At 66.9% G+C, this 17,761-nt stretch carries 18 protein-coding genes; 9 read left to right on the top strand and 9 right to left on the bottom strand.

The features are described 5' to 3' along the window. Positions 1 to 13: 13 nt before the first annotated feature. Positions 14 to 622, top strand: coding sequence for a TetR/AcrR family transcriptional regulator (locus HV798_RS22505; protein WP_175216513.1), 609 nt, complete (start codon positions 14 to 16; stop codon positions 620 to 622). Between the two features lie 29 nt (positions 623 to 651). Here the strand turns inward: HV798_RS22505 and HV798_RS22500 are convergent, their stop codons facing one another. The 3 genes from HV798_RS22500 to HV798_RS22490 form a co-directional block, all read right to left on the bottom strand. Next, the gene (locus tag HV798_RS22500; RefSeq protein ID WP_246289049.1) at positions 652 to 1,395 is read right to left on the bottom strand and encodes a hypothetical protein; all 744 of its coding nucleotides are present in this window, start codon (positions 1,393 to 1,395) and stop codon (positions 652 to 654) included. 147 nt (positions 1,396 to 1,542) lie between these two features. Further along, positions 1,543 to 2,571 carry a MerR family transcriptional regulator gene (locus HV798_RS22495; protein WP_175216512.1) on the bottom strand — a complete coding sequence of 343 codons (1,029 nt, stop codon included), beginning with the start codon at positions 2,569 to 2,571 and terminating at the stop codon, positions 1,543 to 1,545. A 70-nt stretch (positions 2,572 to 2,641) separates the two neighbouring features. Continuing rightward, positions 2,642 to 3,619: an alpha/beta fold hydrolase gene (locus HV798_RS22490; RefSeq protein WP_175216511.1), complete on the bottom strand. Its 978-nt coding sequence runs from the start codon at positions 3,617 to 3,619 to the stop codon at positions 2,642 to 2,644. Between the two features lie 68 nt (positions 3,620 to 3,687). Here HV798_RS22490 and HV798_RS22485 point away from each other — a divergent pair, with 68 nt between their 5' ends. Then, on the top strand, positions 3,688 to 4,140 hold the full coding sequence (locus HV798_RS22485) for an RrF2 family transcriptional regulator (protein WP_175216510.1): 453 nt from the start codon (positions 3,688 to 3,690) through the stop codon (positions 4,138 to 4,140). Here HV798_RS22485 and HV798_RS22480 read toward each other — a convergent pair. Then, positions 4,091 to 4,429, bottom strand: a complete 339-nt coding sequence (locus tag HV798_RS22480) for a hypothetical protein (protein WP_175216509.1) — start codon at positions 4,427 to 4,429, stop codon at positions 4,091 to 4,093. The genes HV798_RS22485 and HV798_RS22480 overlap by 50 nt on opposite strands. Before the next feature lie 140 nt (positions 4,430 to 4,569). Here HV798_RS22480 and HV798_RS22475 point away from each other — a divergent pair, with 140 nt between their 5' ends. From HV798_RS22475 to HV798_RS22445, 7 genes are all read left to right on the top strand, one after another. Next, a complete protein-coding gene (locus tag HV798_RS22475) occupies positions 4,570 to 5,250 on the top strand; it encodes an RraA family protein (RefSeq protein ID WP_175216508.1) in 681 nt (226 codons plus the stop codon). After that, positions 5,247 to 6,533, top strand: a complete 1,287-nt coding sequence (locus HV798_RS22470) for an aminotransferase class I/II-fold pyridoxal phosphate-dependent enzyme (protein WP_246289047.1) — start codon at positions 5,247 to 5,249, stop codon at positions 6,531 to 6,533. Before HV798_RS22475 ends, HV798_RS22470 begins: the two co-directional genes overlap by 4 nt. Positions 6,534 to 6,614: 81 nt before the next feature. After that, a complete protein-coding gene (locus HV798_RS22465; RefSeq protein WP_246289044.1) occupies positions 6,615 to 7,436 on the top strand; it encodes an ABC transporter substrate-binding protein in 822 nt (273 codons plus the stop codon). A 16-nt stretch (positions 7,437 to 7,452) separates the two neighbouring features. Further along, positions 7,453 to 8,142, top strand: a complete 690-nt coding sequence (locus tag HV798_RS22460; RefSeq protein ID WP_025140472.1) for an amino acid ABC transporter permease — start codon at positions 7,453 to 7,455, stop codon at positions 8,140 to 8,142. Then, a complete protein-coding gene (locus HV798_RS22455) occupies positions 8,135 to 8,824 on the top strand; it encodes an amino acid ABC transporter permease (RefSeq protein WP_025140471.1) in 690 nt (229 codons plus the stop codon). The genes HV798_RS22460 and HV798_RS22455 overlap by 8 nt, the downstream gene beginning before the upstream one ends. A 23-nt stretch (positions 8,825 to 8,847) precedes the next feature. Beyond that, complete coding sequence (locus tag HV798_RS22450) at positions 8,848 to 9,582, top strand: amino acid ABC transporter ATP-binding protein (protein ID WP_175216507.1); 735 nt, start codon at positions 8,848 to 8,850, stop codon at positions 9,580 to 9,582. Positions 9,583 to 9,699: 117 nt separating this feature from the next. Then, positions 9,700 to 10,641 carry a LysR family transcriptional regulator gene (locus HV798_RS22445; protein ID WP_025140469.1) on the top strand — a complete coding sequence of 314 codons (942 nt, stop codon included), beginning with the start codon at positions 9,700 to 9,702 and terminating at the stop codon, positions 10,639 to 10,641. A gap of 76 nt (positions 10,642 to 10,717) precedes the next feature. Here the strand turns inward: HV798_RS22445 and HV798_RS22440 are convergent, their stop codons facing one another. The 5 genes from HV798_RS22440 to HV798_RS22420 form a co-directional block, all read right to left on the bottom strand. Next, positions 10,718 to 11,104, bottom strand: a complete 387-nt coding sequence (locus tag HV798_RS22440; protein WP_025140468.1) for an I78 family peptidase inhibitor — start codon at positions 11,102 to 11,104, stop codon at positions 10,718 to 10,720. A 106-nt stretch (positions 11,105 to 11,210) separates the two neighbouring features. Beyond that, positions 11,211 to 12,431, bottom strand: coding sequence for an MFS transporter (locus HV798_RS22435; RefSeq protein WP_175216506.1), 1,221 nt, complete (start codon positions 12,429 to 12,431; stop codon positions 11,211 to 11,213). Positions 12,432 to 12,485: 54 nt separating this feature from the next. After that, positions 12,486 to 13,364, bottom strand: a complete 879-nt coding sequence (locus HV798_RS22430; RefSeq protein WP_175216505.1) for an amidohydrolase family protein — start codon at positions 13,362 to 13,364, stop codon at positions 12,486 to 12,488. Between the two features lie 132 nt (positions 13,365 to 13,496). Beyond that, positions 13,497 to 16,721 carry an error-prone DNA polymerase gene (locus HV798_RS22425; RefSeq protein ID WP_175216504.1) on the bottom strand — a complete coding sequence of 1,075 codons (3,225 nt, stop codon included), beginning with the start codon at positions 16,719 to 16,721 and terminating at the stop codon, positions 13,497 to 13,499. Between the two features lie 27 nt (positions 16,722 to 16,748). Beyond that, a partial coding sequence (locus HV798_RS22420) for a Y-family DNA polymerase (RefSeq protein ID WP_246289042.1) occupies positions 16,749 to 17,761 on the bottom strand: 1,013 nt, incomplete at its 5' end.

Raw genomic sequence — 17,761 nt, 5'->3', positions numbered from 1 at the left:
GAACCGAGACCCCATGCCTGCTGCCCCAGCCCCCGAACCCCGCCGCCGTTTCACGAAGGAAGGGCGGCTGCGGCAGTTATTGGATGTGTCCTGGCAGTTGATCCGCGATGAAGGCACCGATGCCTTGACGTTGGGGCGGCTGGCGCAAGAGGCGCAGGTGTCCAAACCCGTGGTCTACGACCATTTCGGCACGCGCAATGGCTTGCTGGCCGCGCTGTACCAGGATTTCGACCTGCGCCAGACGGCCATCATCGACGAGGCCATCGCGGCCAGCAAACCCACGTTGAAGGACTTGGCCGACGTCATTGCGTCGCGGTATATCGCATGCGTGTTGACGCAGGGCCGCGAGATTCCCGGCGTGCTGGCGGCGCTGGACGGCTCGCCTGAACTGGCCGCAGTAAAACGCCAGTATCAGCATGCCTTCATTGAAAAGTGCCAGCAGATATTTTCGCCGTTGGCGGGTTCGAAGACGCTGACGCTGGCGAGTCTGTGGGGCATGCTGGGGGCGGCCGACGCGCTGTCGCAGGCGGCGGTGGAAGGCGAGATCACCCCCGAACAGGCGCGGGAAGAGTTGGTTCAGACCATTTTGAATATGGTCAAGCGTCGGTCACGCGAGCCTTGATTCTTATTTGGCGGATTCATTTGGCGGATTCATTTGGCAGAATCGCGATAGGCGACGGCGTACAGGGCCGTCAGCACGAACGTGATTGGCACGCACAGCAAGACGCCCACTGCGCCCCACAGGGCATCGATATTCGTCAGGTCGAGCCGCAGTTCGACCAGGTCGCTATTGAAATAGCCGGCCACTGAAACCAGCAACAGCAGCATCGCCATCAGCGGCCAGCGCGGATAGCGCATCGTGGCGCGAATGCTGCGAAAGCCGTATTCACCAGTCGCCGCCACGCGCGGCAGGCACAGGCCATACACGGCCAGCAGGTAGCAGACCGGCACCCAGATCAGCAATTGCACGGCCACCAGCGCGGCCCAGAAGCGCGCATCTTCCGCGCCGTTGAGCAATACGTAGACGATGAACGGCACGTCGCCGTTGGCGCGGGTCAGCACGGCCAGCGCAATGGCGAACAGGGCCAGCAGCACCAGATGGCGCGCGTCGCCCGTACTGCCTTGTGTGGCATCGTTGCGGCCGGCATCGCCAAGGACTACCACGCGATGCCAGGCGTACGTCATTTTTGCAAAGGCGATCAGGTTGACCAGCGCCAGCACGACCCACAGCAGGTCGATGCGCTGATACAGGCGCGTGGTCATCAGGGCGAATGGCAGCGACAACGTGAAAATGGCCAGCGACCACGGCGCGGCGGCCAGCATGGCGCTGCCTTGCCGGCGCAGGGTGTGCGCAGTTTCAGCGATAAAACGACCCGCCCCGAGAGTGTTCGACACAAGATTCCTAGCTGGAAATAATGGGCCTCGTTTATACCCCAGCCGTGGCATCAAGTATGAATAATGGTTTCAGACTGAGAACATTGTTGTCGGGCGGCGAAAATCGTGACGAGGTTCGCCGCCCGATGACGCTTCAGTCTGCGGCGATCAACGCGCTGCCGCCAAAGCCCCCATGGCGTGTCGCATGAAAGTCAACGTGGCGTCGTCGGCCCAGGTGCCGGCGGTGAGTTCAGGCTCGGTCATCAGCGCATGGCGGAATTTGGCGTGCGTGGCCGGGTCCTTGCCGGCGTAGGTGCAAAACAGTTCCAGCCATTGCCGCGCCAGGTCCAGGCCCGTGGGCGACGTCGGTGCCTGGCCGGCGTCGATGGCATCGCGTACGCGGCCCATCAGCGCCGGCCATTCGCCCATGCGGTCGCGGTAATGCGCGCGCATGAACCGGGCTTCTTCCTGCGTCAGGTGCTTTTCGTACAGGCGCAGTTTGCTTTCCGAGAAGGCTTGCAGCACGTAGTCCCGCATGGCCGGCGAAATGCCGATGTGTTCCTGCATGGCCGGTTCCTGCTCGTGCATCTGGTTCAGTTTCACGAGCAGGCGCGGATCGCCATTGGTATCGCGCAGCAGCAGCGTCATCCAGCGCAGCGCCAGGGCTTGCGAGCGCGCATCTTCGAAAGGGACGCCGCTGTCCATCTGCTGGCGCACGTCCTTGATCAACGCCAGCCAGTCGGCGTCGTCATCGCGGCTGCGGCCGTACATCGGCAGGCGAGCCAGTTCTTCCGGGGAAAAGTATTTGTCGTACATGGTCATGAGTTCCAAAGTGGTCAGCCAATCGGCCAGCTCCGGTTCGGCGCCCCTTGCCAACTGGCCTTGCAGCTGCGCGAGGCGTTCGCGCAGCCGGGCGGCCTGTTGAATCTGGCGGTCGAGCATCGTGATCTGTTTGGCGATGATCTCGTCCAGCGGCGTGCCGGGCTGGTCCAGGGTGGCGCCGATTTCAGCCAGCGGCAGTCCGAAGCGACGCAATGCCTGAATCTGATGCAGTCGGGCAATGTCGTCGCGGCCGTATAGCCGGTAGCCGTTGTCGGCGCGCGCCGAAGGCGTCAAGAGGCCGATCGCGTGATAGTGGTGCAGCGTGCGGACGGTCAGTCCGCTGCGCTTGGCCAGTTCTCCGACTTTCAGTCGCATGAGGTTCCTTCGTTGTTTACGCAGGCCGGACTTTGGGGGATGACGTTACGTGAGGGTCAAGCGGGGGATATTAAAGACTGCGCAGGAAATCGATCAACGCCCGGTTGACCTGTTGCGGGGCTTCCTGCTGCAGCCAATGCCCCGCGCCGGGAATGATTTCACGGGCGCGCAATTGCGGTACCAGGGCGGGCATGGCGTCGATGATCTGGTCCATGCCGGGAATGGCCAGGCCGGTGTCGCGTTCGCCCACCAGAAACAGGGCGGGTACGTCGACCTTTTTGCCTTCCAGCGCGCCCTGCAATGCCCAGTTGCGGTCCAGGTTGCGGTAGTAGTTCAGGCCGCCCCGAAAACCGCTGGCTTGATAACTTTGGACGAACACCGCCAGGTCCGATTCGGTCAGCCAGGCGGGCAAGGTGCCGGGCACGGGCAGGGCATCGAGCAGGCCGCGCCCGGTGGGCACCATGCCGAAGGGGTTGGGCGTGGTGGGGTCGTTGCGCGGCCCGGCATCGCCCGACGCGGCGAAATAAATGGCACGGAGGGTGGCGTCGACGTCGCGTTCGAATTCCCGTTCGGCCACGCCCGGTTCGTTGAAGTAATGCGTGTAGAAGCGGGCGGCGTCGGTCTTGGGGAACAGGCGGCTGGGCGGGATGGGCGCGCGGCCCATCATGGGTACGCCCAGCGCGGCCACGGCGCGAAAACGGTCGGGGCGCAGTTGCGCGGCTTGCCAGGCGATGTTGGCGCCCCAGTCGCCGCCGACGATCACGGCGGTGTCGGCGCCTTCGCTGTCGAGCAGGGCGACCAGGTCGCCGATGACGTCCAGCGTGGTGTAGGCGGCGGCGTCTGCCGGGCGGTCGCTGGCGCCGTAGCCGCGCAGGTCGGGGGCCACGGCGCGAAAGCCTGCCTGGGCCAGGGCGGCAAGCTGGTGGCGCCAGGCATAGGCGGTTTCAGGAAAGCCGTGGCACAGCAGGACGAGGGGGCCTTCGCCCTGGGCGGTGACGTGCAGCGTGATGCCGTTGACGGTGACGTGGCGGGTTTGCAGATCGGTCATGGTGGGGCTCGCAGGCGGTATCCAGTGCGGATATAATACCGTAACAGTCAAAGTTACGGTATTTCAACATGGCCTACGACACCCGCTTTGCCCGCCTGCTGCATGTGCTGGTCCACATGCATCTGCGCGGCGGCACGACCACGTCCGGCACGCTGGCGCAGATGCTGCATACGAACGAGGTCGTGGTGCGGCGGACCATGGCGGCGCTGCGTACGGCGGGCATGGTGACGTCGACCGGCGGGCGCAAGGGCGGCTGGACGCTGGCCCGGGCGCTGGACACCATTACGGCGCGAGACGTGTACGAGGCCATCGGCCACGGCGCGGTATTCACGATCGGGCCGGCTGACGATAATCCGGCGTGCCCGGTGGAGCGGGCGGCGAACCAGCTGGTGGCGCAGGCGCTGGGCGAGGGCGAAGCCGCGCTGTTGCAGCGGCTTGGGGGGACGGTGTTGTCGGACCTGGCGGCGCAGATCACTCCTCTGGCGGCATCCGATCGGCAAACTCCGCTGCCGACAGGCTGAAATCCTCGATCAAGGCGTTGCTCAATTCAGGGCACACGCTGCCCTGCATCTGCCGCAACCATAGGTGGAATTCGGCAAAGAACGCATCGGTAGCCGACGTCAGTTCAAACACCCCGGAATCCGTATGCGTCAGCGCGAGCGCGGCCACGATGCGCTGGAACTGCGTGGGATGGGCGGCGATATTGTGCGGCGGCACCTGCATCAGCGCGCGGATCAGCTTCATTTCCTGGGCCAGGTCCAGGATGGTCGGCAGGCCGGCCAGTTGCTTGCTCAGGCTATGGATGTCCATGTCTTTGTCCCTCCAGCAGCACTATTCACGAAAATAATTCGTAGATAAGCGGGAATTTATATCGTTTTGAGGAATAGGGCGCGCGGCTTTGTAATGCAGGTTCGCTTAACGCCATTCACGCTTCGAAGACTTTCCTCTCTATGAATCCCATCGGATACCGCATTCTCCCCCGGTCCGCGCCCGCCGTCTCTGCCGACGTGCTGGCCGGTTTTGCCGCCATCGGGTCGGCCCAGATCAGCGACTGCATGAATCGCCTGTACGGCGTGGCCGGGCTGCGGCCATTGCATGCCGGCCACCAGCGCACGGTGGGCCTGGCGCTGACCGTGAAGACCCGCCCGGGCGATAACCTGATGATCCACAAGGCGATTTCGCTGGGTGGCGCGGGTGACGTGATCGTGGTGGATGGCGCGGGCGATACCAGCAACGCGCTGGTCGGCGAGCTGATGATGATGGACGCGCAGGGCCGCGGCATCGAAGGCTTCGTGATCGACGGCGCGGTGCGCGACCTGGACGTGTTTGCGCAGGGCCAGTTCGGCTGCTTTGCGCGGGCGGTGTCGCACAAGGGGCCGTACAAGGACGGCCCGGGCGAGATCAATGTGCCGGTGTCGGTGGGCGGCCAGGTGGTCAACCCCGGCGACGTGGTGGTGGGCGATGCCGATGGCGTGGTGGTGATTCCCGCCGAGCACGCCGAAGCGGTGCTGGCGCTGGCCATGAAGAAGGAAGCCGACGAAGCCGTGGCCAAGGAAAAGCTGCGCGCCGGCACGTACACCAAGCCCTGGCTGGAAAAGACGCTGGCCGAGAAGACGGGGGGCGCGAAATGAGCCAAGCAACCCCTGGCCAGACCGGCGCCGAAGGCGGCCGCCCGGTGGACCCGAGCGCAGCCGCTGCCGCGCCCGCGCGCCCCGGCATCGTCGCCGACCGAATCAAGCGCATCAAGCTGTCGCCCAGCGTGGCGGCGCGCGCCATCATTGCGGAACTGCGCGAGCAGGGCCGCCGCATCATCGACCTGACGATCGGCGAGCCGGATTTTTCCACCCCCGAACACATCCGCCAGGCCGCCACGGCGGCGATGAACCGCGGTGAAACCAAGTATCCGCCGGCCCAGGGCACGGTGGCGCTGCGCAAGGCGGCCCGCGGCCATCTGCTGGAGGCGACCGGGGTGGACTACCCGGTGGCCCGCATCATCGTCAGCACGGGCGCCAAGCAGGTGATCTTCAACGGCCTGGCCGCCACGCTGAACGACGGCGACGAGGTGCTGATTCCCGCGCCGTTCTGGGTCTCGTACCCGGACATGGTGCTGGTGAACGGCGGCGTGCCGGTGGCGGTGGCGACGACGCCGGCCACGGACTACAAGCTGACGCCCGACGCGCTGGAACGCGCCATCACGCCGCGCACGAAGTGGCTAATGATGAACGCGCCGAGCAATCCGACGGGCTCGGTCTACACTGCCGACGAGCTGCGCGGCCTGACCGAGGTGCTCAAGCGCCATCCGCAGGTGTGGCTGATGACGGACGACATCTACGCGCGCCTGAATTTCACGGACACGCCCACGGTGCACCCGCTGCAGGTGGCGCCCGAACTGGCCGACCGTACGCTGGTGGTCAACGGCGTGTCCAAGGCCTACGCGATGACGGGCTGGCGCATTGGGTATGGCGCCGGGCCGGACGAGCTGATCAAGGCCATGGCGATTCTGCAATCGCAAAGCACGTCGGGCGCATCGTCGGTAAGCCAGGCGGCGGCGCTGGAAGCGCTGGCCGGCCCGCAGGATTGCGTGGCCGAATTCGCCCGGGTGTTCCGCGAACGCCGCGACCTGGCGGTGGCCGAATTGTCGGGCGCCCCGGGGCTGGACATCGTGGTGCCGCAAGGCGCGTTCTACGTGTTTCCGGACTGCTCGGGCCTTTTGGGCAAGCGCACGCCGGGCGGCGACGAGATCCGCACCGATACCGACCTGACGCATTACCTGCTGCGCGAAGCCGGCGTGGCGGTGATCGATGGCCACGCGTACGGCGCGCCGGGCACGTTCCGGCTGTCGTTCGCGGCATCGCTGGACGATATCCGCCAGGGCTGCTCGGCGATCCGCGAGGCGTGCGCCAAGCTGGCGTAGGGCGATGGCCCGCACTGGAAAGCCATGGCGTCCGGCGGGCCTATTCTATTTTCTTGACCATAAACACAAGGGGAATCAACCATGACTTACCGTTCACGCATCGCCGCCTGCCTGGGCCTGGCCACGCTGTTGCTGGGCACTGCCGCCCAGGCCGACCAGGTGGCCGACATCAAGGCGCGCGGGGAATTGATCTGCGGCACGCTGGGTACGTCGCAGCCGTTCAGCTTCCAGGACGCCGCGTCGCGCCAACTGGTGGGCTATGACGTCGACGTGTGCAAGCTGGTGGCCGACAAGCTGGGCGTGAAGGTCAGCTACAAGCTGCTGTCGGTGGCGGCCCGCGTGCCCGAACTGAACGAAGGCCGGGTCGACATCCTGGCGGCCAACCTGGGCTATTCGCCGGACCGCGCGCAGCAGATCGCGTTCAGCCACGCCTACTACGTCAGCCCGCAGAAGCTGCTGGTGCGCAAGGATTCGGGCCTGGACACGATTGAATCGCTGAACGGCCGCCGCGTTGGCGCGACCAAGGGGTCCAGCTCGGAGCGCGAGATCAAGCGCATCCTGGACAAGTCGCAGGTCATTGGCTATGGCGACAGCTCGGCCACCTACCTGGCCCTGCAGCAAAAGAAGGTGGACGCGCAGTTTGCGTCGGAACTGGTGCTGGCACGCCTGGTGCTGCAAAGCCCGCCCACGGCGCCGGTCAGCGTGATCGCCAAGTCGGTGTTCGACGAGCCCTGGGGCCTGGGCGTGCGCAAGACGGAGCCGGGCTTTCTGCAAGTGGTGAACCAGGCGCTGGACGAAGCCGAAAGTTCGGGCGTGGCCGCGCAGCTCTTTGACAAGTGGTTTGGCGCGCAGACGCCGTACAAACTGGAGCGCGGGTTCAAGATCGGCCCCATCGCGGGTTGAGCGGCGGTTGCGTTTCATGAGCCTACTTGACGCTTCGCAATACCAGCTGCTGGTGAGCGGCATGGCGGTGACGCTGCAGCTGTTCCTGGTGTCCTGGGTGATGGCCTTCACGATCGCGGTGACGCTGGTCGTGGTGCGGGCCACCAACCTGGCGCCGTGCCGCTGGCTGGTCGATGCCTATGTGGAATACCACCGCAACGTGCCGCTGCTGGTGCAGGTGCTGTTCTGGTATTTCGGCATGCCCGAGCTGCTGCCGGAAGGTTTCCGGCTGTGGCTGTACCAGCACAACGCCGAGATGTCGCTGGCGGCCATCGCCCTGGCGCTGGGGTCGGCCGCGTACATCGCGGAAGACATCCGCAGCGGACTGCGCGCCATTCCCGGCACGCAGTTCGAGGCGGCCCGGGCGCTGGGCGCCAGCTACCTGCAATGCATGCGGTTCGTGATCGTGCCGCAGGCGGTGCGGATTTCGATCCCGCCTCTGGTGGGCCGTGCCTTGCTGCTGTTCAAGAACACCAGCGTGGCCATGGCCATCGGCGTGATGGAACTGACCTACCAGGCGCGCGAGATCGAAAACGAAACCTACCGCACCTTCGCTACCTTTGGCGCCGCCACGCTTATGTACCTGCTGGGATCTTTCCTGATCATGCTGATCGGTTCGCGCATCTATGCCCGCTACCGCCTGAACCGCGGAGGCCACGGTGCTTGATCTGCTATTGCAATACTGGCCCACGCTGCTGGTCGGCCAATACCCGAATGGCCCCTTGGGCGGCCTGGCGCTGACGCTGATCCTGGCGGCCTGCGGCCTGGCCTTGTCGCTGCCGCTGGCGCTGGCCATCGCGCTGGCGCGGGTCAGCCCCTACGGCTGGCTGCGCGTGGCCAGCAAGACGCTGGTCAACGTGGTGCGGGGCATGCCGCTCTTGATGCTGATCTTCTGGGCCTATTTCGTGGTGCCCAAGCTGACGGGGCAGGTGATCAGCGGCTTCTGGACGCTCATCGCCGCGCTGGTGGTGTACGAAAGCGCCTACCTGTCGGAAGTGATCCGCTCGGGCATCGAGGCGGTGCCGCGCGGCCAGATCGAGGCGTCGCGCTCGCTGGGCGTGGGCTACTGGACGACGATGCGGCGGGTGGTGTTGCCGCAGGCGCTGTTCAATGTGCTGCCCAGCCTGACCAGCCAGTTCGTGTCGACGGTGAAGGAAACCTCGCTGGGCTATGTGATCAGCGTGAACGAACTGACGTTCGCGGCCAACCAGGTCAACAACCTGGTGCTGACGCAGCCGCTGCAGGTGTTCGGCATCCTGGCGATTATCTACTTCGTGGTGTGCTTCAGCCTGAGCCGCGGCCTGTCGTGGCTGGACCTGCGCATCCGCCGCCAACGCGCCATGGCCTGAGCCGGCGCCAACGGAATCTTTTCATGATCAAGCTTGAGAAAGTCAATAAATGGTATGGCGAGCACCACGTCCTGAAGGACGTGGACCTGTCGGTGGCGCGCGGCGAAGTGCTGGTGGTGTGCGGGCCGTCGGGCTCGGGAAAATCGACCATGATCCGCACGGTGAACCGGCTGGAACCCATTGAGAAAGGCCGCATCCTGATCGATGGCGCCGACATCTACGCCAAGGGCGCCAACCTGAACGCGCTGCGCCAGAAGATCGGTTTCGTGTTCCAGCAGTTCAATCTGTTTCCGCACATGAGCGTGCTGGAAAACGTGATCTTCGCGCCGGTCAGCATCCGCAAGCAGCCGCGCAAAGAGGCCGTGGAACTGGCCCGCCAGTTGCTGGCGCGAGTGGGGCTGGAGCACAAGATCGACGCCTATCCGGGGTCGCTTTCCGGCGGCCAGCAGCAACGGGTGGCGATTGCGCGGGCGCTGGCCTTGCAGCCGCCCGTGATGCTGTTCGACGAACCCACCAGCGCGCTGGACCCCGAAATGGTGGGCGAGGTGCTGCAGGTGATGAAGGGCCTGGCCAAGGACGGCATGACGATGGTCTGCGTGACCCACGAAATGGGATTCGCGCGCGACGTCTGCGACCGGGTGGTGTTCATGGACGCGGGCGAGATCCTGGAAATGGATACTCCGGAACGCTTTTTCAGCGCACCCAGCCATCCCCGGGCGCAGCGTTTCCTGGCGGACATCCTGCATCCGCGCGGGTAGGCGGCGTCTTGCGCAGGGCCGGCCGCCTGGCGGGCGCCTGCGCAGGCCCCGAGGCAGCGCGGCGCCGCGGTCGACGATAATGTGAGGGTTTCCATGCGATTCGCATCCACCGCCGCGATGTACACCCTTAAACAGCTAGAGGCCTTCTACTGGAGCTCGCAACTGGGCAGCTTCAGCGCCTCGTCGCGCAAGCTGCACACGACCCAATCGGCCGTGGCCAAGCGGGTGGGCGAGCTGGAAGCCTTTGCCGGGGCACCGCTGTTCGAGCGCCGCGCCAAGAAGCTGGTCATGACCCCGCAGGGGCGCAAGCTGTTCGAACTGGCCCGCGAAATGCTGGACCTGAACAGCCGCATCGTGCAGAACATGGCCGACCCGGCCAGTTTCGAAGGCGTGGTGCGGCTGGGCGTGACCGAGCTGGTCGGCATGACCTGGCTGGCGCGGCTGGTCAGCCAGATCAGCCTGCGCTATCCGCGGGTGCAGCTGATGCCCGAGATCGACGGCGGCATCACGCTGTACGAACGGCTGGAACAAGACCAGCTGGACCTGGCGATCATGCCGGGTCCGTTCTGGAGCTACCAGTACGACTGCGTGCACCTGGGGGCGGTGACCAACGTCTGGATGGCCAGCCCGGCGCTGGACATCGATTTCTCGGCGCGGCTGACGCCGCAGGACCTGGCGCCGTATCCGGTGATTTCGCAGCCCACCAATTCGGCCTTGTCGCACCTGTACGACGCCTGGTTCGCCGAACAGGGCCTGCCGGTCAAGCGGGTGCTGACCTGCAACAGCCTGGGCATGATGGCGCAATTGACGATGCTGGGCCTGGGCATCAGCTACCTGCCGGGCGCCTATTTCGCGCCGCTGGTCGAGCGCGGCGCGCTATGCCAGCTGGACGTCAAGCCCGACCTGCCCACCATCAATTACTACGCGGTGCACAAGAAGAACATCGTCAATCCGGTGGTATCGCGGGTGATCGATATTGCGCGCGAGGAATGCGGCTTCGAGGTCGCGGGGGCCTTCTTGCCGCATGTGCCGCCGGCCGCCCGGCCGGGCGAGGCGTAGCCGGGCCGGGGCTGGGCCGGCACGAGGCGGTTGCCGCCCCGGCGCCGCCGGCCGTCCATGGCCGCAATGATCGGGCTTAACCGCAGCGGATGGCGGTCATGACGTCCTGTTTGTCCACGATCAGGTTCAGGCGGGTGTCGTTGTATTCCATGGTGACCAGTTGGCCCGGGCGCAGGATGCGGCCGGTGGTGGCGCCGCTGCGGCCGCGCAGGTCTTCCAGGACGGCGGGGGTGGCTTTCTGGCCGATCTGCGATTGCAGGCCGCTGGCGTCGCAGGTCTTGCCGGTGGGGCGGCCCGACGACGAGGCGCCGTAGGACGGGCTGGACGAGGAGTCGGAAGCGGAAGCCGGGCTGCTTGAGCTGGAATCGGTGGACGCGGAAGCGGACGAGGAACGCGGGGCTCCGGTATTGGCGCAGGCGCTCAGCGCGGCGACCAGCAGGACGGGAATCAGCTTGCGAATCATGAATTACTCCTGAAAGATGTCCGAGGCGCGTTCACCGTGAAAGTTTCAGCGCCGGGGAAAAACATCATAGACCAGCCGCCTGCGCCGCGCTTGCCGGGGAAAATATCTATTCCAGTTGGCGCCCCTTGGTCTCGGGCAGCAGCAGCGCCGTCAGGATGACGACGGCATAGGCGCCTGCCGCGAACACGCCGATCGCCCAGCCCAGGCCGTGCTGCTGGCTGAGAAACCCCACCAGACTGGGAAACAGGGCGCCCACGCCGCGCCCGAAGTTGTAGGCAAAGCCCTGGCCGGTGGCGCGGACGTTCGAGGGGAACAGTTCGGTCAGGTAGGCGCCGATGCCGCTGAAAATACCCGAAGCCGCGAAGCCCAGCGGAAAGCCCAGCACCAGCATCTGGCCGTTGGTCAGGGGCAGTTGCGTATAGACGTAGACGCTGACCGCGGACAGCACGGAGAAAATCAGCAGGTTGGCGCGGCGGCCGAGGCGGTCGGCCAGGTAGGCGCCGGTGATGTAGCCGCAGAATGAGCCCGCGATGATGACGAGCAGGTAGCCGCCGGTATTGAGCACGGACAGATTCCGTTCGACTTTCAGGAAGGTCGGCAGCCAGGTGGTGATTGCGTAGTAGCCTCCCTGGACGCCGGTGCACAGCAGCGACGTGACCACGGTGGTCTTGAGCAGGGCGGGCGAAAAGATGGTCCAGAAGGATGCCGCTGCGATGCCGCTGGCCTGGCGTCGCTGGAACATTTCGGGTTCGGGGACGTGCTTGCGGATGTAGAGCACCAGGAAGGCGGGCAGCACGCCGATCCAGAACAGGCTGCGCCAGGCCCATTCAGGCGGCAGCACGGAAAACGCCAAGGTATAGAGCAGTGCGGCGGCGCCCCAGCCCACGGCCCATCCGCTTTGCACGGTGCCTACCGCTTTGCCGCGATGCTGGGCGCGGACGATTTCCCCCATCAGCACCGAGCCGACGGCCCATTCGCCGCCAAAGCCCAGGCCTTGCAGGGCGCGCAGGACGAACAGTTGTTCAAAGTTCTGCGCGAAGCCGATGGCGACCGTGCAGACTGAAAACCAGATGATGGTGTATTGCAGGATGCGCACGCGGCCGTAGCGGTCGGCCAGGATGCCGGCCAGCCAGCCGCCCACCGCCGAAAACAGCAGGGTGACCGTACCCAGCATGCCGGCCTGGCCCTTGTCGATATGCCAAAGGGTCATCAGGGTGGAAATCACGAAGGTAAAGACCATGAAGTCCAGGGCGTCGATGGCCCAGCCGCCGAACGCGCCGATGAAGGTGCGACGCTCGGTCGTATTCAATTCTCGAAACCATTGCATGCTGTGTCTCAGTGATGGGGGGACGGATGTTTCGGCACGGCGGCCGCGGCGATCTCAGATCGCGGCAAAGCCGTAGAGGTGTTGGGGGTTGGTGACGAGGATGCGTTGGCGCAGGTCGGCGTCGGGCGCCCAGTCAGCCAGCTGGTTGCGCAGGCGGCCGGTGTCGACCATGCGGGGGATGTGTACGTGCGGCCAGTCGCTGCCCCAGAGCATCCGGTCGGGCGCCGTCTCGATCAGCGCACGCGCCCAGGGCGTGACGTCGTCGAAGTCGTCGAAGCGTTCGCTGATGCGATAGGCGCCGGACAATTTGACCCACCAGCCGTGGTCTCGCACCAGGTGCTGCATGGCCTGAAAGCCGGGGCTCTGGATGCCGTCTGCGACGGGGGCATGGCCCATGTGGTCGATCACGCCGACGACGGGCAGCCGGCGCATGCGGGGCAAGAGCTCGGGCAGGCGGCGTGCGTCCAGCAGGAATTGCAGGTGCCAGCCGCGTTCGGCGCAGCGGTGGGCCAGGGTATCCATGGCGTCAAAGCCGACGCCGCCGCCGAACAGGACATTGATGCGCAGGCCGCGCACGCCGGCGGCATGCATGGCGTCGAGCTCGCGGTCGCTTGCCGACGGGTCGACCACGCCGACCCCGCGCAGACGTTGCGGGTGGCGCCGCAGCACTTCCAGGAAGTAGCGGTTGTCGGTGCCGTGGACGCTGATCTGCACGAGGACGCCGCGCGTCATGCCGGTGGCGTCCAGCATGGCCAGGTAAGACGCCTCAGGGGCTGGCGGCGGCGTGTAGGTGCGCTCGGGGACGAAGGGGTAGGCGTTGTTGTCGGCGGCGACTACGTGGGCGTGCGTGTCGCAAGCGCCTGCAGGCAGGGGGAACCGGGCGGCGGCGACCGTGGGCAGGGGGCCCAGGCAGAGCGGAGGGGCGGCGGGCATGAAACGTGTCCTTGCGGGGGAGGGTTGCGAAGGACACTATCGTAGATAAGAAAATTGCGTATGTGATCAAAAGCGCCGGGATATAGGACGGGCAGAGAGAACCTGCAAAGGTTTGCTTGCGGACGCCAAGTCTTAATGGAAATTGCGGCTGGGCGTACTGAGCCCGCCGAGCAGGTCGGACAGGTCCACCAGCCGCTGCGCGATCAGGTGGCGCACGCCGTCGACGTTCTGCCAGGTGCCGTACACGCCGAGCAGGCTGGAGCCGAGCAGTTCGCGGCGCTGGCGTTCGATCAGTTCGGGACGCACCACCACGTTGACGGGGCCGGTTTCGTCTTCGAGGGTGACGAAGATGACGCCCTTGGAGGTTTGCGGCCGCTGGCGCACGGTGACGATGCCGCAGGCGCGAGCCACGCGCTTGTCGGGGTAGCCGTTGAGCACGGCGGCAGGCTGGAAGTTGCGGGCGGCCAGTTGCGGGCGCAGCAGGTCCACGGGATGGCGCCGCAGGGTCAGGCCGACGCTGCGGTAGTCGGCTGCGACGGTCTGGCTTTCGGACGGGGCGGCCAGCACGGGGGCCTCGGTTTCGTGGATGGAGGCGTCGCGCAGCAGATCGCGGCTGTGGACGCTGGCGGCGGCTTCCCAACTGGCCTGGCGGCGATGGCCGGCCAGGGTCAACAGGGCGTCGCTGGCGGCCAGGGCATTGAGGTCGTGGCGGTTCAGGGCCGCGCGGCGGGCCAGGTCGCCGGTATTGGCGAAGGGGGCGTCGGCGCGGGCGGCCTCGATGCGGCGCGCGGTGTCTTCGCGCAGGCCCTGGATCAGGCTCAGGCCCAGCCGCACGGCGGGGCGGGCTTGGTCAGCGGGCGGCGCGTGCGGATGCGCGGGGCGCGGCGCTTGCCCGTCGGGCAGGGCTTCCAGCGCCGAGTCCCAGCTGCTGACGGTGACGTCTGCCGGCAGGACCCGCACGCCGTGGCGGCGAGCGTCCTGCACCAGTTGCGCCGCGGGGTAAAAGCCCATGGGCTGGGAATTGAGCAGGGCGGCCAGGAAGGCCTCGGGTTCGTGGCGCTTGAGCCATGAGCTGGAATAGGCCAGCAGGGCGAAGCTGGCGGCGTGGCTTTCAGGAAAACCGTATTCGCCAAAGCCTTCGACCTGCCGGAACAGGGCTTCGGCGAATTCCAGCGTGTAGCCGTGGGCCAGCAGGCCGCCCACCAGCTTGGTGCGGTATTTGTCGACGCCGCCCTTGCGCTTCCAGGCCGCCATGGACCGTCGCAACTGGTCGGCTTCGCCAGGGGTGAAGCCGGCCGCGACCACGGCGATCTGCATGACCTGTTCCTGGAAGATGGGCACGCCCATGGTGCGGCTGAGCACGCCGCGCACGCGTTCGCTGGGGTAGCTTTCTTTTTCGCGGCCCTGGCGGCGGCGCAGGTAGGGGTGCACCATGCCGCCCTGGATCGGGCCGGGCCGCACGATGGCCACCTGCACCACCAGGTCGTAGTATTTGCGCGGCCGCAGGCGCGGCAGCATGCTCATCTGGGCGCGCGATTCGATCTGGAACACGCCGACGGTGTCGGCGTCGCAGATCATGTCGTAGGTGGGGTCGTCGCCTTCGGGGATGTCTTGCAGGCGCAGCGGCTGGCCGCGGCGCTGGCCGGCCAGTTCCAGCGTGCGCCGCAGCGCCGACAGCATGCCCAGCGCCAGCACGTCGACCTTGAGCAGCTTGAGCGCGTCCAGGTCGTCTTTGTCCCATTGCACGACGCTGCGGTCGGCCATGGCGGCGTTTTCGATGGGCACCAGCCGCGACAGCTTGCCGCGCGAAATCACAAAACCGCCCGGGTGCTGCGACAGGTGGCGTGGAAAGCCCATCAAGGTCTGGGCCAGCGCGGCCCACTGGCGCGCCACCTGGGATTCGGGGTCCAGCCCGCAGGCGCCCAGGGTGCGCAGCATTTCCTTCTTGCCGTCCCACCACTGGTGGGCGCGGGCCACGGCGTCGATCACGCCCAGGTCGACGCCCAGCGCGCGGCCGGTGTCGCGCAGCACGCTGCGCGGCCGGTAGGAAATCACCACCGCGGTCAGGGCGGCGCGCTGGCGGCCGTATTTTTCGTAGATGTACTGGATGACTTCTTCGCGGCGCTGGTGTTCGAAGTCGACGTCGATGTCGGGCGGCTCGTTGCGTTCTTTGCTGATGAAGCGTTCGAACAGGTTGTTGCCGCGCTGCGGGTCGACTTCGGTGATGCCCAGGCAGTAGCAGACGGCCGAGTTGGCGGCCGACCCGCGGCCCTGGCACAGGATGCCGGCCTTGCGGGCGAACAGCACGATGTCGTAGACGGTCAGGAAATAGGCTTCGTAGTGCAGGTCGGCGATCAGGGCCAGTTCTTTTTCGATCTGCTCGGAGACGTTGGCCGGCACCCCGGCCGGAAAACGCCGCGCGGCGCCGGCCAGGGTTTCCTGGCGCAGGAAGGTGGCGGGCGTGTGGCCGCGCGGGACGATTTCGTCGGGGTATTCGTAGCGCAGTTCGTCCAGCGAAAACGCGCAGCGGCGCGCCACCACCAGGGTCTGGGCCAGGGCGTCGGGCGGATACAGGTTGGCCAGCCGCATGCGGCTGCGCAAGTGCTGTTCGGCATTGCCGGCCAGCGCGTAGCCGCACTGCGCCACGGACTGATGCGTGCGGATGCCGGTCAGAGTGTCGTGCAAGGGCTTGCGCGAACGCACGTGCATCTGCACCTGGCCCAGGGCCACCAAGGGCAGCTCGGCGGCCTGCGCGGCCTGTTCGACGGCGGCGCGATGCAGGTCATCGCGCGAGCGGTACAGCAAGGTCAGGCCGACCCAGGCGCGGCGTTCGAAGGTGGCGGCCAGCCAGCGCGCCTGCTGGGCCATGCGGTCGGGGTCGTCGCCGTAGGTGGGCGACAGGATGGCCAGGCATTCGGGCAGGTGGCGCAGGTGCGCATAGCCGGGTGGCGGGTCGGTGAAGTCTTCGGGCGCCAGGCGGTATTCGCCCTTGGGGGCGCGGGTGCGCGCCAGGGTGATGAGTTCGGACAGGTTGCCGTAGCCCTCGCGGGTTTGCGCCAGCAGGGTCAGGTCCAGCGGCGCGGCGTCGGGGCCGGCGCGCAGCCGGAAGGTGGCGCCGATGATGAGCGGCAGCTTCTGGGTCTTGGCTTCCATGTGGGCCCGCACCACGCCGGCCAGGCTGCATTCGTCGGTGATGGCCAGGGCCGCGTAGCCGAGTTCGGCGGCGCGGGCGGCCAGTTCTTCGGGGTGCGAGGCGCCTTGCAGGAACGAGAAGTTGGATTGGCACTGCAGTTCGGCGTAGCCGGGCAGCCCGATCAGCGGATCGGGGGCGTCAGGGGAATCGTCGAACGGTTGCATGGCGGATCGCGGGGCGGAAGGGCGCCGTCAGGCGTACAGGCCGTGCAGGAACCAGCGGGCGTGTTCGTCGTCGCGTTCGCGGTAGATCCAGTAGCGCGCGCGGGCGGCGTCTTCGGCCACGAAGTAGTCGCGCACGGTCAGGGCCGGGTCCCACCAGCCGCTTTCGATGCGTTCGGGGCCGCGCATCAACCGCAGGGCCTGGCCGGCGTATTGCGGGCGGTGGCCGGACAGCTTCAGGGGCTGCGGCGGATCGAGCAGCCAGAAGGGGCGGTCGAGCGTGGCGGGCAGGGGCTCGGCGCGTTGCGGGGCATCCAGCGCATCGCCCCAGGAATTGGCGGCTTCGGGGCGGTGGTCGGGCGTGGGACAGGGGCGGCGCACCTGGTCGCGCCCCAGCCGCGCGGCCAGCAGGTCGAGCAGCCGGGCGTGATCGGCTGCGGTGCCGCCGGGTTCGGGAAAGAGGGTGGTGCTGGCGGCCGGCTGGTCGACCGTGTCGGGGGCCAGCAGCGCCACCGCGATGACGGGGGCTTCGAGCGTCAGGCGGCCAAGCTTTTCGCGCAGCAGGTTGAGAATCTGGGGCGCCTGCCAGACGGGCTGGGCCAGGGCCAGTTCGAGTTCGGTGGGCGGGCGTGCGTGGCGGCCGCGTTCGTGGTCCAGCCGCAGCACCACGCGCCGCACCGCCAGTTGCCGCGCGGCCAGCCAGCCGCCCAGTTGTTCGGCCAAACGCCGCGCCACGGCCAGCACCGCGTCGGTGTGCTCGACGTAGTCCATGAGTTCGATGCGGCGCGAGAAGCTGGGCGGCGGTTCGATCCAGCGGTGCAGTTCGGGCGACTGGCCGTAGGCGGCATCCAGGGCCTGCAGCAGGTCGGGGGCGCTGCGCCGTTGCAGGCCGGCGCGGGGCAGCGCGCGCAGGTCGGCCAGCGTGTGACAGCCGATGTCGTGCAGCCAGTCCAGCCGCGGCTGCGCCTGCGGCAACAGGGCCACGGGCAGGGCGTCCAGGCGGCGCGCCAGCGTGGGCAGCGCCAGGGTGCGGCGCAACCGGG

This window comes from Achromobacter deleyi (assembly GCF_902859705.1).
Lineage (GTDB): Bacteria > Pseudomonadota > Gammaproteobacteria > Burkholderiales > Burkholderiaceae_B > Achromobacter > Achromobacter deleyi.
This window is presented reverse-complemented; position numbering and strand designations above follow the sequence as displayed.

Coding starts and splice junctions, on each gene's coding strand:
- HV798_RS22505 (WP_175216513.1), top strand. CDS start 14: ATGCCTGCTGCCCCAGCCCCCGAACCCCGCCGCCGTTTCACGAAGGAA.
- HV798_RS22435 (WP_175216506.1), bottom strand. CDS start 12,431: ATGCAATGGTTTCGAGAATTGAATACGACCGAGCGTCGCACCTTCATC.
- HV798_RS22425 (WP_175216504.1), bottom strand. CDS start 16,721: ATGCAACCGTTCGACGATTCCCCTGACGCCCCCGATCCGCTGATCGGG.
- HV798_RS22440 (WP_025140468.1), bottom strand. CDS start 11,104: ATGATTCGCAAGCTGATTCCCGTCCTGCTGGTCGCCGCGCTGAGCGCC.
- HV798_RS22475 (WP_175216508.1), top strand. CDS start 4,570: ATGAATCCCATCGGATACCGCATTCTCCCCCGGTCCGCGCCCGCCGTC.
- HV798_RS22490 (WP_175216511.1), bottom strand. CDS start 3,619: ATGACCGATCTGCAAACCCGCCACGTCACCGTCAACGGCATCACGCTG.
- HV798_RS22430 (WP_175216505.1), bottom strand. CDS start 13,364: ATGCCCGCCGCCCCTCCGCTCTGCCTGGGCCCCCTGCCCACGGTCGCC.
- HV798_RS22450 (WP_175216507.1), top strand. CDS start 8,848: ATGATCAAGCTTGAGAAAGTCAATAAATGGTATGGCGAGCACCACGTC.
- HV798_RS22470 (WP_246289047.1), top strand. CDS start 5,247: ATGAGCCAAGCAACCCCTGGCCAGACCGGCGCCGAAGGCGGCCGCCCG.
- HV798_RS22465 (WP_246289044.1), top strand. CDS start 6,615: ATGACTTACCGTTCACGCATCGCCGCCTGCCTGGGCCTGGCCACGCTG.
- HV798_RS22460 (WP_025140472.1), top strand. CDS start 7,453: ATGAGCCTACTTGACGCTTCGCAATACCAGCTGCTGGTGAGCGGCATG.
- HV798_RS22480 (WP_175216509.1), bottom strand. CDS start 4,429: ATGGACATCCATAGCCTGAGCAAGCAACTGGCCGGCCTGCCGACCATC.
- HV798_RS22495 (WP_175216512.1), bottom strand. CDS start 2,571: ATGCGACTGAAAGTCGGAGAACTGGCCAAGCGCAGCGGACTGACCGTC.
- HV798_RS22445 (WP_025140469.1), top strand. CDS start 9,700: ATGTACACCCTTAAACAGCTAGAGGCCTTCTACTGGAGCTCGCAACTG.
- HV798_RS22485 (WP_175216510.1), top strand. CDS start 3,688: ATGGCCTACGACACCCGCTTTGCCCGCCTGCTGCATGTGCTGGTCCAC.